This window comes from Pseudomonas sp. Pseusp15, from assembly GCF_059492165.1.
This window is the reverse complement of record NZ_CP168523.1, coordinates 3,082,723-3,094,903: the sequence shown is the minus strand read 5'-3', so window position 1 is coordinate 3,094,903 and position 12,181 is coordinate 3,082,723. Positions and strand designations below refer to the sequence as shown.

13 protein-coding genes are annotated in these 12,181 nt (G+C 60.7%); 7 read left to right on the top strand and 6 right to left on the bottom strand.

What is annotated here, in order from left to right:
- Window positions 1-80: 80 nt before the first annotated feature.
- Window positions 81-515 (top strand): rhodanese-like domain-containing protein, encoded by a 435-nt coding sequence (locus tag ACEN8R_RS13890; protein WP_018928075.1) that lies wholly within the window; start codon window positions 81-83, stop codon window positions 513-515.
- Here ACEN8R_RS13890 and ACEN8R_RS13885 read toward each other — a convergent pair whose 3' ends face one another.
- Entirely contained in the window at window positions 516-1,166 is a 651-nt protein-coding gene (locus ACEN8R_RS13885; protein ID WP_018928074.1) for a type 1 glutamine amidotransferase, read from the bottom strand.
- A 321-nt stretch (window positions 1,167-1,487) separates the two neighbouring features.
- Between ACEN8R_RS13885 and ACEN8R_RS13880 the strand changes: the two genes are divergently transcribed.
- The 3 genes from ACEN8R_RS13880 to ACEN8R_RS13870 all read left to right on the top strand — a co-directional run bounded on the left by ACEN8R_RS13880 (window position 1,488) and on the right by ACEN8R_RS13870 (window position 4,347).
- The gene (locus tag ACEN8R_RS13880) at window positions 1,488-2,267 is read left to right on the top strand and encodes an ABC transporter substrate-binding protein (RefSeq protein ID WP_018928073.1); all 780 of its coding nucleotides are present in this window, start codon (window positions 1,488-1,490) and stop codon (window positions 2,265-2,267) included.
- Window positions 2,268-2,388: 121 nt separating this feature from the next.
- Window positions 2,389-3,501 carry a succinylglutamate desuccinylase/aspartoacylase family protein gene (locus tag ACEN8R_RS13875; RefSeq protein ID WP_018928072.1) on the top strand — a complete coding sequence of 371 codons (1,113 nt, stop codon included), beginning with the start codon at window positions 2,389-2,391 and terminating at the stop codon, window positions 3,499-3,501.
- 129 nt (window positions 3,502-3,630) lie between these two features.
- The gene (locus ACEN8R_RS13870; protein WP_018928071.1) at window positions 3,631-4,347 is read left to right on the top strand and encodes an alpha/beta hydrolase; all 717 of its coding nucleotides are present in this window, start codon (window positions 3,631-3,633) and stop codon (window positions 4,345-4,347) included.
- An 11-nt stretch (window positions 4,348-4,358) separates the two neighbouring features.
- Here the strand turns inward: ACEN8R_RS13870 and ACEN8R_RS13865 are convergent, their stop codons facing one another.
- A complete protein-coding gene (locus tag ACEN8R_RS13865) occupies window positions 4,359-4,946 on the bottom strand; it encodes a DcrB/PsbP domain-containing protein (protein WP_018928070.1) in 588 nt (195 codons plus the stop codon).
- Window positions 4,947-5,054: 108 nt separating this feature from the next.
- Window positions 5,055-5,837, bottom strand: coding sequence for a hypothetical protein (locus tag ACEN8R_RS13860; RefSeq protein WP_018928069.1), 783 nt, complete (start codon window positions 5,835-5,837; stop codon window positions 5,055-5,057).
- 147 nt (window positions 5,838-5,984) lie between these two features.
- On the opposite strand from ACEN8R_RS13860, the gene ACEN8R_RS13855 reads away from it, so the two are divergent.
- The gene (locus ACEN8R_RS13855) at window positions 5,985-7,304 is read left to right on the top strand and encodes an Nramp family divalent metal transporter (RefSeq protein WP_018928068.1); all 1,320 of its coding nucleotides are present in this window, start codon (window positions 5,985-5,987) and stop codon (window positions 7,302-7,304) included.
- 16 nt (window positions 7,305-7,320) lie between these two features.
- On the opposite strand, the gene ACEN8R_RS13850 is transcribed toward ACEN8R_RS13855, so the two are convergent.
- Window positions 7,321-8,217, bottom strand: a complete 897-nt coding sequence (locus ACEN8R_RS13850; protein WP_018928067.1) for a LysR family transcriptional regulator — start codon at window positions 8,215-8,217, stop codon at window positions 7,321-7,323.
- Between the two features lie 110 nt (window positions 8,218-8,327).
- Here ACEN8R_RS13850 and ACEN8R_RS13845 point away from each other — a divergent pair, with 110 nt between their 5' ends.
- Together ACEN8R_RS13845 and ACEN8R_RS13840 are read left to right on the top strand one after the other, a co-directional pair.
- On the top strand, window positions 8,328-8,930 hold the full coding sequence (locus ACEN8R_RS13845; RefSeq protein ID WP_018928066.1) for an NADPH-dependent F420 reductase: 603 nt from the start codon (window positions 8,328-8,330) through the stop codon (window positions 8,928-8,930).
- A 312-nt stretch (window positions 8,931-9,242) separates the two neighbouring features.
- Window positions 9,243-10,190: an IS110 family transposase gene (locus ACEN8R_RS13840; protein WP_495624416.1), complete on the top strand. Its 948-nt coding sequence runs from the start codon at window positions 9,243-9,245 to the stop codon at window positions 10,188-10,190.
- A 110-nt stretch (window positions 10,191-10,300) separates the two neighbouring features.
- Here ACEN8R_RS13840 and ACEN8R_RS13835 read toward each other — a convergent pair whose 3' ends face one another.
- Together ACEN8R_RS13835 and ACEN8R_RS13830 are read right to left on the bottom strand one after the other, a co-directional pair.
- Window positions 10,301-11,479 (bottom strand): acetyl-CoA C-acetyltransferase, encoded by a 1,179-nt coding sequence (locus tag ACEN8R_RS13835; protein WP_018928065.1) that lies wholly within the window; start codon window positions 11,477-11,479, stop codon window positions 10,301-10,303.
- A gap of 11 nt (window positions 11,480-11,490) precedes the next feature.
- Window positions 11,491-12,156, bottom strand: a complete 666-nt coding sequence (locus tag ACEN8R_RS13830; RefSeq protein WP_018928064.1) for a CoA transferase subunit B — start codon at window positions 12,154-12,156, stop codon at window positions 11,491-11,493.
- Window positions 12,157-12,181: the final 25 nt, after the last annotated feature.

Here is a 12,181-nt window from a genome sequence, read left to right as displayed (position 1 = left end):
GTGTCTTGTGCGCCACTGTAGCGGCAAGGCCGGAGCAGATAAAGTTTTCTCACACCCACTGAGACTTTGGAGTACAGCCCATGCCTAGCCTGGTTCGCGAGATTCCCGCAGCCCCGTCCGCCATCGCCCTGATGCACTTCAGCAATCGTCTGACCTTCGAAACCGATTGTTCCGACGTCTATAGCAGCCAAGAGGCCGGCGAGGTGGATTTTGTTCTGGTAGACGTGCGCGGACCGTTGGCGTTCGAACGCGGACATGTGCCAGGCGCGATCAACATCCCGAGTCGATTGATCACAGCTGATGGCTTGGCGGCCTATCCGAAGTCCACGCTGTTTGTGGTCTATTGCGCCGGACCTCACTGCAACGGCGCCAACAAGGCCGCGGTGAAGCTGGCGGCGCTGGGTTACCCGGTCAAGGAGATGATCGGCGGGGTGACCGGGTGGCTGGATGAAGGGTTTGAGTTGAGTGTTGCGGTGCAACCCGCCGTTGCGTTGACCATTAGGTGTGAATGCTGACTAAGTGTGGCGATTAGCTGATGAAGCGCTCCACCATGCATCCAGCGTCACCCGCAACCAGTCAAACACCGTTGCATAAGCGGCACTGTCTTGCGGCTCCCGGGGCAACGGTGATTCCTCGCCAAAGTGCTCATTGAGGATCGCCACCGATTCAGCATTCCATTCCGGGTGGAACTGCAACCCCACCCGCGTCGGGCCAACGCGATACATCTGCTGCTCACAAACCTCGCTGCTGGCCAGCAACTGCGCAGAGGGCGGCAGATCGATCGCGTCTTCGTGCCATTCCAGCACCTTCAGCGTCTGGCCATCGGCAAAGGTCACGGTAGTCCAGCCGGTTTCGGTGTGAGCCATCCGCCGCACATTGCCGCCCAGGCTCAGCGCCAGCAACTGCGCCCCCAGGCAAATCGCGAACACCGCCGCGCCCTGATCCAGGCTGCCCGCCAGCCACTGACGCTCTGTTTCCAGCCATAACGGTCCGGCACCTGATTCATAAGGCCCACCCAATAGAATCAGCGGTGCCGCGCTCACCGGCGGCAACTGACCGAGGTCGGCGCGAAACACGTTCAGGGTGATGCCTCGGGATCGGGCCCATTCGGCAATGGCGCCGGGGCCTTCGGCAGGATGGTGTTGGATCAGACTCAGCGCGGGCATCACGTTTCTCTTGTGGGGGCGGTTGGCGGGTCAATGTGAGGCAAAAAAAGGTTCATCGCCAGTGCGAATCTTCGATCGGATCAGTACCCGAAAATGTGTAGGTTTTGTCTGAAGCAAAGGATTGTCCTACAGTCCTTGCACCACCTCGGAGCACACTTCAAGTGCGTCGAATCCCTCGGCTTCTTTTTTATAAGTATTTGTCGCCTAAACACAATTTGCCCTCCTGTAGCCGCTCTAGACTGCCGGCCACTTCGGTCTTCACTAGCCGAAAGTTGCCAATCGAAAGCTGCCAATAAAAGCCTCCGCACACAGGAGTTATAAATGAAGAAGCGAGTGATGTTCGGTGCCCTGGCACTGTCGATGTTGTCCCTGACCGCCGTGGCCGAAGACGCCAAACCGATTCGCCTCGGGATCGAAGCCGGTTACCCGCCATTCTCGATGAAAACCCCCGACGGCAAACTCACCGGTTTCGACGTGGACATCGGTGACGCGCTGTGTGAACAGATGAAAGTGAAGTGCACTTGGGTCGAGCAAGAGTTCGATGGCCTGATCCCGGCCCTGAAGGTCAAGAAAATCGACGCGATCCTGTCGTCCATGACCATCACCGACGACCGCAAGAAGAACGTCGATTTCACCATCAAGTACTACCACACCCCGGCGCGCTTCGTGATGAAGGAAGGCACCAACGTCAAGGATCCACTGACCGAGCTCAAGGGCAAGAAAGTGGGTGTACTGCGCGCCAGTACCCACGACCGCTTCGCCACCGAAGTGCTGGTGCCGGCCGGCATCGACCTGGTGCGTTATGGTTCCCAGCAGGAAGCCAACCTGGACATGGTTGCCGGTCGCCTTGACGCGATGCTGGCCGACTCGGTCAACCTGGATGACGGTTTCCTGAAAACCGACGCCGGTAAAGGCTTCGCGTTTGTCGGCCCGACCTACGAAGACGCCAAGTACTTCGGCGGTGGTGCCGGTATCGCCGTGCGCAAGGGCGATAAAGAGCTGGCAGACAAATTCAACACTGCCATCACTGAAATTCGCGCCAACGGCAAGTACAAGCAAGTGCAGGACAAGTACTTCAACTTCGATGTTTACGGCCATTAATACGCCGTAGAGAAGTGGCCACCGTGGATGCGGTGGCCATTTTTTCACGCTGGACTTTGTGGGTGCGGGCAGGCTCGCTCCCACAAGAATGGCCTCATCGCACAGATATTCAGGAGTCCCCATGCAACGCATCGATCATTCACTGCCCTGGAGCCATCTGGGGACTGAACGCACGCTCAGCGTGTTTCGTTATGGCGCGGGTACTCGCAAGGTTTACATCCAGGCCAGCCTGCACGCGGACGAACTGCCGGGCATGCGCACCGCCTGGGAACTGAAGAAGCGTCTGGCCGAGCTCGAAGCCCAGGGGCAACTTCAGGGCATCATCGAACTGGTGCCGGTGGCCAATCCCATCGGCCTCGATCAGCACCTGCAAGGCAGCCACATGGGTCGCTTCGAATTGGGCAGCGGCAAGAACTTCAACCGCTCGTTCGTTGAACTCAGCGCACCGGTGGCTGAGTTGATCGGCGATCAATTGGGGGGTGACGCCCAGGCCAACATCGTACTGATTCGCCAGACCATGGGGCAGGTGCTCGGCGGTCTGCCGGCACCGCTTTCGCAATTGGAAGCCATGCACCGCTTGCTGCTGCGCCACGCCTGCGAGGCCGACATCACCCTCGACTTGCATTGCGATTTCGACGCGGCGATTCACCTGTATGCCTTGCCGCAGCATTGGCCGCAATGGCGCTCCCTGGCGGCTCGCCTGAAGGCCGGGGTGGCGTTGTTGTGTGAGGATTCCGGCGGCAGCTCTTTCGATGAGTCGTGCTCTACGCCGTGGTTGCGCCTGGCACGGGCCTTTCCCGAGGCAGCGATCCCGCCGGCCAACCTGGCGACCACGCTGGAGCTGGGCAGCATGGGCGATACACGGGTCGATCAGGCCCAGGCCAACTGCGAGGCGATCCTGGGGTTCCTCGCCGAACAGGGTTTCATCACCGGCACCTGGCCGGCAGCGCCAAGCGAATGCTGTGAGGGCCTGCCGTTCGAAGGCACCGAGTACCTGTTTGCACCGCATCACGGGGTGGTCAGTTTCCTGCGCAATTCAGGTGAATGGGTGGAGCGGGGCGATGCGTTGTTTGAAGTAGTCGATCCGTTGAGCGACCGGACCACCACCGTGTGCGCCGGAACCAGCGGCGTGCTGTTTGCCATCGATCGCGGGCGCTACACGCAACCGGGCACCTGGCAGGCGAAAGTCGCCGGACGTGAGCCGATCCGGGTTGGGAAACTGGTCAACGACTGACGTCCCGACGCGATTCAACATGTAGGCGCTGCCTCTTGCGGGGGCGCGGTGCATCAGAGGGAAACGGTGCATCGGCGGGAAGAGATGTTAGGCTCTGCCCCGAATCCTGCGCGCTGTGAAGGAAGGTTTATGTTGAAGTTTCTCGCTCTGCTCACGCTCCTGGCGTCCACCGCCGTCCACGCTGAAATCCCGCTACACACCGATCTGCCGCTCAAGTACCTGGAACAGGCCAACGTTGAATCCCGTAACCAGCCCTTGGTGATTTTCCTGCACGGTTACGGCAGCAACGAGCAGGACCTGTTCGGCATCAAGGATGAATTGCCGCCGCAGTACACCTACCTGTCGGTGCGGGCGCCGATGACGTTGGAAGAGGGCAGTTACCAGTGGTTTCGCAAAAAGGGCGAGGGCGCCTATAACGGCGAGACTGACGACCTGAAAACCAGCCGCCAGGTGCTGCTGGATTTCGTCGCACAAGCGGCAAAGAAATATCACACCGAAACGGACAAGGTATTCCTGGTGGGTTTCAGCCAGGGCGCGATCATGTCCTATGAAGTCGCGTTGCGTCATCCTGAGGCGGTAGGCGGCATTGCGGCGTTGAGCGGGCGCATCCTGCCGGTGCTCAAGTCCGAACTCAAACCGGATGAAAAACGCCAGCCGTTGGCGATTTTCATCGGTCATGGCACCGCCGACAAACGCCTGCCCTACACCGACGGCACTGAGGCCGACAGCCTGTTGCAAAGCCTGTCACTCAAGCCCGAGTTCCATGCCTACGAAGGTGTCGGCCACAGTATCAGCGCCACCGAGATGCAGGATTTGAGCGCCTGGTTGCAGCGCCTCAATCCCTGAGCCGGTAGGGTTTATTTGCCGGTGATGATCTGGTTCACCAGCGTTTCGTGGCCGGTTTTGTCGTTGGGGCGGGAGATGACCTGAATGATGGCCATGCGAGTGCCAGAAGCGGCCATCAGCGAGGTGTCGAGGGTCATGCCGCCGCCCTGGGTGGCGGTGCTGTCGATCTGTCGCAGGCCCAGCCCCGTGCCTTTCTGGGTCAGGCTTTTTTCGCTCAGCTTGTTGAAGTCCGGCAAGGCATTGCGTTGCTCGGTGGCGAAGGCGGACACGGTGGCGTCGAGGAACTCACCGTCGTTGTCCTTGACGTTGGCGCCGCCGGGAATGGTGTTTTCGGCGGCGATCACCACGGTTTTGCTGGTCTGGTTGGTGTACATCGTGCCCGTCGCCCCAGCGGTGCCGGTGGCCGCGTCGCCGGCCGGCAGCGGATTGGCGATGAAGCCCTTGGGCAGGGTGAAGGTGAACTTGCCGCCGAGCATCGAGACCTTCTGGGTCGGCGCTTTGTCGCTGGTAGTGGCCTTGGCCGCCTGCGCATTCAAGGCCCCCAGGCTGGCAGCCGCTGTCAGCAGCAGAACAACGGCTTTTTTACTCAACAATGACATTCAAACTCTCCGTGGGATGGTCGCGCTATGACGGCGATCATCCCATGGATTGCGATTTGTAGCAGCAGCCTCGCAAGCTCGACAGCTGCTACACAAGGCGTGTGGTGATCATCGTTGCCGTTCGTTGAAACGATAAGGCGCCGGGCGCAATGCCCGTTGTTTAGTCACTAACAGCATCCCGAGCGAGGCGCCTATCCCCAATGCAAATCCCGTCCAGCCGAACCTCGGCAACGCCAACGCCAGCACCAGACAGAACGCCGCGAACGAATACATCCCGGTTGCCGTGGCCCTGAGCAACGCCGCCGTAAATGCCGGACCGCGAGTCTGCTGGGAAAACACCGCCATCACACTGCCCAGCACCGGGAACACTGCAAGCAATCCGCTCCAGCGCTCGCCGACGGTGCTGGCCAGCAGCGTCACGGCCAACGTGAGCAGGGCGCCAGCCATCATGCGCAGCAGCAGTTTGTCGGATTTGGGCGCCGGGCCTGAAATGACGGGTTGCACCGAGGGAAACAGGTACGGCGCGGCCAGCAACGCGGTGGCGGCGGCGATCATTGAGAGCGCCAGCGATGGCGGGATCAGCGACAGCACAGCAGCTACCGACGCCCAGACCAGCACCGCCATCGTTAGCGCCCACGGCCAGCTCAAGCGTTGTGCGACCTGGGCATACGTCACGCAGAAGGCAATCATCGCGAACATGGCTGACAGCGCCGCCGTTGCCGCTTGAGCGGCGAACACATGGCCTTGCTCGATGGCGAGGAACAACAGAATCGGCCCGACCACCACCGGCAACCCCGACAGCCAACCGGCCACGCTTGGTCCCCAGCGTTTACCGGCCAGGGAAATCAGCAGCAGAAACCCCGGGATCACCAGCAGCTTGAGCATCAGCACGCACGCATCTCCATTTGTGTGTGCCGGTCACGTTAGCATTGCGGGCGATGGATTGCTTAAGGCGGTCTCTGCGCAAGCGTTGAGCGCCTACACCCGGGTGCGCGAAACGTCTAAGCTGCGCGCTCCCACCTGTTGACGGATGCTTGCGTGAAATTCAGTTTGCCCAAAGTCGGCACCGCGCCGTTTTGCCCACCGGAAGTGGCCGGCACGGTTGCCGTTGACCCTGGTGCTTCGTTCTACAAGCGCGTTCTGCGTTTTGCCGGCCCCGGTTTGCTGGTGTCCATCGGCTACATGGACCCGGGCAACTGGGCCACGGCCATCGAGGCCGGTTCGCGGTTTGGCTATAGCCTGTTGTTCGTGGTGTTGCTGGCGAGCATGGCGGGGATGGTGGTGCAGTGTTTGTGCTCGCGTCTGGGTATCGCCACCGGGCGCGACCTGGCGCAGTTATGCCGGGAGCGCTACAGCACGCGGACCGCACGGACCCAGTGGCTGCTGGCGGAAATTTCGATCATCGCCACCGACCTCGCCGAAGTGCTCGGCTGCGCCCTGGCGTTCCACTTGCTGCTGGGTTGTTCGCTGACGTTTGGCATTGCGCTCACCGCGTTCGACACGTTGCTGGTATTGGCCCTGCAAAACCGGGGTTTCCGCCGGTTGGAGGCGATCATGCTGGTGCTGGTGGGCACGATCGGCGCGTGTTTCTTTGTCGAACTGTGGCTGATCAAACCCTATTGGCCGGATGTCGCTCGCGGTTTCACACCGTCACTTTCGGCGATTGGCGATGCGGCGCCGTTGTACCTGGCCATCGGCATTCTCGGGGCCACGGTGATGCCGCATAACTTGTTCCTGCATACCTCGATCGTGCAGACGCGGATGATCGGCAAAGACCTGGCCAGCAAGCAGGACGCGGTCAAACTGGCGCGCATCGACACCATCGGCTCTCTGGCCCTGGCACTGCTGGTCAACGCGGCGATCCTGATTCTTGCTTCCGCGGCCTTCCACAAGACCGGGCACACCGACGTGGTGGACATCCAGGATGCCTATCACTTGCTCGATCCATTGGTGGGCGGGGCGTTGGCCAGCGTGTTGTTTGGTGTGGCGTTGCTGGCGTCGGGGCAGAGCTCGACCTTCACCGGCACCATCGCGGGCCAGGTGATCATGGAGGGCTACCTGAACCTGCGCTTGCCCTGCTGGCAACGGCGCTTGATCACTCGCGGGCTGGCGCTGATCCCGGCGTTTATCGGCGTGTGGCTGATGGGCGACGGGGCAATCGGCAAACTGCTGGTGTTGAGTCAGGTGGTACTCAGCCTGCAACTGCCGTTCGCGTTGTACCCGTTGATTCGCATGACCAACGATCAGACGCTCATGGGGCCGTTTGTGAATCGGCTGCCAACTCGGGTGTTGGCGTGGGGATTGTTTACGGTAATCAGTGCGGCCAACAGCTGGTTGATTTTGCAGTTTGTGGGCTGAGTCATTCTTTTGATCTTCACCCCCGCTCAAACGCCTCAACCAGATAATCGATAAACACCCGGGTCTTGGCCGGCATCAACGTGCGGCTCGGGTAATACAGCGAGATCGATCCCGCGTCGGCATGCCAGTCCGGCAACAAGCGCAGCAGTTCGCCGTGCTGGATATGGGCGATGACATCGGGCGACACCAGCAGCGTCACACCAAGGCCGAGCAGGGCCGCTTCACGCATGGCGGCAGGGTCATTGAGCACGATGTTTTCACTCAGCTCGGCGCTGGCTTCATTGCCCACGCTATCCCGCATCACCCATTGGCGCACCCGCCCGGTGCGAATGCCGCGCATCACAATGCCGTTGTACTGAGCCAGGTCCGCCGGGCTGCTGGGCAGGGTGCGTCCGGCCATGTACGCCGGTGAGGCCACCGCCACCACATCCGCCGCTGCCAACGTCCGCGAGACGACCCCGGGTGTCAGCTCGAAACCGCCGCCGATGGCGGCGTCATACCCTTCGGCGATCAGATCGACCTGGCGGTTTTCAAAGTGCCATTCCAAGCGAATCAGCGGGTAGCGCGCCAGAAATTCCGGTAACAGCGGCAACACGTGGTCAATGCCGAACGTCGGCGCCAAGCTGACCTTGAGCACCCCCGCCGGCTCCCCGCGATCACTGGACACTGCACTGATCGCCGTCTGCAGCGCCTGCAGATTGCCGCCGATGCTGGCTAGAAAGCGTTCTCCGGCTTCGGTCAGTGACAGCTTGCGGGTCGAGCGCTGGAACAGCCGCACACCGATATTGCGTTCAAGCATCGCCACGTTGCGGCTGACGGCGGCGGGCGTCAGTGCGAGCAACCGTGCGGCGGCGGAGAAGCTGCCGGTTTCAGCGCTGCGCACGAAAGATTCGAGGTTGGCGAGTGTTTCCATCTCAGACACCTGATATTAATACTTGAAGATCATTCAACTCATTACCGTCTAATAAAGTAGTAATGGCAAGCGCAGTATTCACTCCACCAACCCACTACGGAGTGAACACCATGAGCACTATCGGAATCATCGGCGCCGGCGCCATCGGCACAGCCTTCGCCAAAGCATTGTCCCGTCAGGGCATTGAAGTCGTCATCGCCAACAGCCGCGGCCCGGAAACCCTGGCCTCACTGGTGGAAGAACTCGGGCCGACGGCGCGGGCCGGCACCCGTGAAGAAGCGGCCGCGCAGCCGATCGTTCTGGTCGCGGTGAACTGGTCGAAATTGCCAACGGCACTGGCCGGATTGCCGGATTTCGGCGGGCGAATTGTCATCGACGCGAACAATTCGATCGAGGCGCCATCGTTCAAAGCGGTGGATTTGCAGGGCCGTCCGTCCAGTGAAGTGTTTGCCGAATGGGTACCTGGCGCGCGGGTGGTCAAGGCCTTCAATCACCTTCAAGCGCATCTGCTTGAGAGTGATCCGGCGGCGGAGGGTGGGCGGCGAGTGTTGTTTCTTTCTGGTGACGATGCCGAGGCCAAGGCTCAAGTGGCAGCGCTGATCGAGCGATTGGGCTTCTTTGGAATCGATCTGGGCGAACTGAGTGTCGGGGCGCGGCTGGTGCAGTTCCCGGGCGGTCCGTTGCCGGTCTTGAACCTGGTGAAATTTGCCTGAGGGCCAGAGGTTTCCAGCCGTTGTGGTGAGGGGACTTGCCCGCGAAAGCGGTGTGTCAGGCGACATCAATGTTGACTGTGCCGCCGTCGTCGCGGGCAAGCCACGCTTGTATGCTGGTACTTGAAGGGAGGAGGAGGGACAAGGCTCGATTCTGACTGTTGGCGCAGTACAGATCCGTGGGAGATTTCGCCCCTCCTCCTTTCACCCAAGCGCCGATAAAGAATGCATCTGGCTAGACCGACGATAGGAACAAGCCTGCGCCTCTGGGTGAGCCCTTCAAGTGCTCAAAACCATATCTCGGGGGGGTGTTCAATGGCAATGTCGGTTTCTGTTTCCAAGCCAATCGTGGGCGTGGATGTCGCCAAAAATGAACTGGTGATCTACCAGACCGAACTGGATCTGCTGGAGACGCTTCCCAATAACAAGCCAGCCATCAAGAAATGGCTGAAAGCCTTGCCGGAACCGGTCGACGTAGCAATTGAGTCGACCAATATCTATCACTTGGAATTCGCCGACCTGGCCCATGATGCCGGCTGCACGATTTACATGGTCGGTGGCTATGAACTAAGCCACTACCGCAAAGGTGTGAAGGTTCGCGCCAAAACCGACGCGCTGGATGCAAAGCTGCTCGCCCGTTATCTGAAAAACGAATATGAAGAGCTTCACCCATGGACTCCACCATCGCCGCTGTATCGTCAGCTCTTGAGCCTTTTCCGCCGGCGCGCCGCGCTGGTTCAGGCACGAGTTGGCCTGGTACAGAGCTGGGCAAGTGAGCCGCTGCTCAAAGCCGCTTTTGCCGAGCAAATAGCCTCAATGCAGAGGCTTGAAGTGCTGGTCGAGAAGATGATCAACGACCTCCTTAAAGAGGCCGGTTTACTTACCCATCTAAGGCGCTGCATGAAAGTTGAAGGCATAGGCTTTTTGACTGGAGCTCGCCTGATCGCGGCGTTTCAGCGGGGCGAGTTTAAAAACGCTGACGCATTCATCGCTTTTTTGGGGATGGATTTACGGGTTTCACAGTCGGGACAGAAGGACGGTCGCCGCAGTCTGACAAAACGAGGTGATCCGGAGGCGCGCCGACTTTTGCACAATGCAGCCATGTCGGCCAGCCGAACGGCAACCTGGAAAGGTTTTTATGAAGAGCAACGAGCTAAAGGGTTCAGCACCACTCAGGCACTGGTGATTCTGGCCCGTAAACTTGCTCGGGTCGTATTCGCACTACTGAAGGGGCAGAGCGAATACCAGCCGAAAGCAAGTTGAGGGTTTCCCCTCAACCATAGAATCTCCCACAGGTAACCGAGTGCTCTCGGGAGAATGCGGTCACCTGTGGGAGCGAGCCTGCTCGCGATGAACGACAACGCGGTCTCGGGCTAGCGCTCGATCGCCAATGCCACGCCCTGACCACCACCAATGCACAGGGTGGCCAGGCCTTTTTTGGCGTCACGCTTGATCATCTCGTGCAACAAGGTCACCAGCACCCGGCAACCCGATGCACCAATCGGATGACCCAGGGCAATCGCGCCACCGTTGACGTTGACCTTGCTCAGGTCCCATTCCAGGTCCTTGGCCACCGCCAGGGATTGCGCGGCGAAGGCTTCGTTGGCCTCGATCAGCTCCAGTTGATCGATGGACCAGCCGGCCTTGTCCAGGCAACGACGGGTGGCGCTGACCGGGCCGATGCCCATGATCGCCGGGTCGACGCCCGCGTTGGCGTACGCGGCGATTTTCGCCAGCACCGGCAGGCCGAGGGCCTTGGCTTTCTCTGCACTCATCAGAATCACCGCGGCCGCACCGTCGTTCAGCGAAGAGGCGTTGCCGGCGGTCACCGAGCCGTCCTTCTTGAAGGCCGGTTTCAGCTTGCCCAGGGACTCGGCGGTGGTGCCGGCACGCGGCTGTTCATCGGTGGCGAAGGCCAGCGGATCGCCCTTGCGCTGGGGGATAAGGATCGGGGTGATTTCATCGACGAAACGCCCGGCTTCGATGGCGGCCACGGCTTTCTGTTGCGAAGCGGCCGCGAAGGCGTCCTGGGCTTCACGGCTGATGCCGTACTTGTCCACCAGGTTCTCGGCAGTGATGCCCATGTGGTAATCGTTGAACGCATCCCACAACCCGTCGCTGATCATCGTGTCGACGATCTGGCTGTGGCCCATGCGCAGACCGGTGCGGGCACCCGGCAGCACGTAATTGGCCAGGCTCATGTTTTCCTGGCCACCGGCGATGATCACCTCGGCATCGCCGCAGCGAATCGCCTGCGCTGCCAGGTGCAGCGCTTTGAGGCCCGAGCCGCAGACCTTGTTCAGGGTCATGGCCGGTACGGCGTGGGGCAGGCCGGCCTTGATCGCAGCCTGGCGCGCAGGGTTTTGCCCGGCGCCGGCGGTCAATACCTGGCCCATGATCACTTCATCGACCTGCGCCGGGTCCAGATCGGTTTGCGCCAGCAACTGGCGGATCACCGCCGCACCGAGATCAACCGCGGACACATTGGCCAACGCGCCCTGGAAACTGCCGATGGCAGTGCGAGTGGCAGCAACAATCACAACGTCTTGCATGGACGGATTCCTCACTGGGCAGCGAACTGCATTTCCGGGACGTGGTCAGGCACGATCAGTTTGCCGGCGGTCTTGGCGACGATTTCCTCAACGCTCACGCCTGGTGCGCGTTCCTTGAGAATGAACGCGCCGTTGTGGATTTCCAAGTAGGCCAGGTCAGTCAGTACGCGTTTGATGCAACCGGCGCCGGTCAGCGGCAGGCTGCAGCGCGGCAGCAGTTTCGACTCACCGTCCTTGGAGGCGTGGGTCATGGTGACGATGATGTTGTCCGCACCGGCCACCAGGTCCATCGCACCGCCCATGCCCTTGACCAGTTTGCCGGGGATCATCCAGGAGGCGATGTTGCCTTCGACGTCCACTTCGAACGCACCGAGCACGGTCAGGTCGATGTGGCCACCGCGGATCATCGCGAACGATTCGGCGGAGGAGAAAATCGACGCGCCGATACGCGCGGTCACGGTTTGCTTGCCGGCGTTGATCATGTCGGCGTCGACTTCGGCGTCGGTCGGAAAGGCGCCCATGCCGAGCAGGCCGTTTTCCGATTGCAGCATGACTTCCATGCCTTCAGGGATGTAGTTGGCGACCAGGGTCGGAATGCCGATGCCGAGGTTCACGTAGTAGCCGTCCTGCATTTCGCGGGCGACGCGCTGAGCCATCTGTTCGCGGGAAAGTGCCATTGTTGTTATTCCTTCATTCGGTCCG

Bases quoted from the DNA above. Each gene is read 5' to 3' on its own strand.
- ACEN8R_RS13890 (WP_018928075.1), top strand. From the start codon at position 81: ATGCCTAGCCTGGTTCGCGAGATTCCCGCAGCCCCGTCCGCCATCGCC.
- ACEN8R_RS13885 (WP_018928074.1), bottom strand. From the start codon at position 1,166: ATGCCCGCGCTGAGTCTGATCCAACACCATCCTGCCGAAGGCCCCGGC.
- ACEN8R_RS13880 (WP_018928073.1), top strand. From the start codon at position 1,488: ATGAAGAAGCGAGTGATGTTCGGTGCCCTGGCACTGTCGATGTTGTCC.
- ACEN8R_RS13875 (WP_018928072.1), top strand. From the start codon at position 2,389: ATGCAACGCATCGATCATTCACTGCCCTGGAGCCATCTGGGGACTGAA.
- ACEN8R_RS13870 (WP_018928071.1), top strand. From the start codon at position 3,631: ATGTTGAAGTTTCTCGCTCTGCTCACGCTCCTGGCGTCCACCGCCGTC.
- ACEN8R_RS13865 (WP_018928070.1), bottom strand. From the start codon at position 4,946: ATGTCATTGTTGAGTAAAAAAGCCGTTGTTCTGCTGCTGACAGCGGCT.
- ACEN8R_RS13850 (WP_018928067.1), bottom strand. From the start codon at position 8,217: ATGGAAACACTCGCCAACCTCGAATCTTTCGTGCGCAGCGCTGAAACC.
- ACEN8R_RS13845 (WP_018928066.1), top strand. From the start codon at position 8,328: ATGAGCACTATCGGAATCATCGGCGCCGGCGCCATCGGCACAGCCTTC.
- ACEN8R_RS13840 (WP_495624416.1), top strand. From the start codon at position 9,243: ATGGCAATGTCGGTTTCTGTTTCCAAGCCAATCGTGGGCGTGGATGTC.
- ACEN8R_RS13835 (WP_018928065.1), bottom strand. From the start codon at position 11,479: ATGCAAGACGTTGTGATTGTTGCTGCCACTCGCACTGCCATCGGCAGT.
- ACEN8R_RS13830 (WP_018928064.1), bottom strand. From the start codon at position 12,156: ATGGCACTTTCCCGCGAACAGATGGCTCAGCGCGTCGCCCGCGAAATG.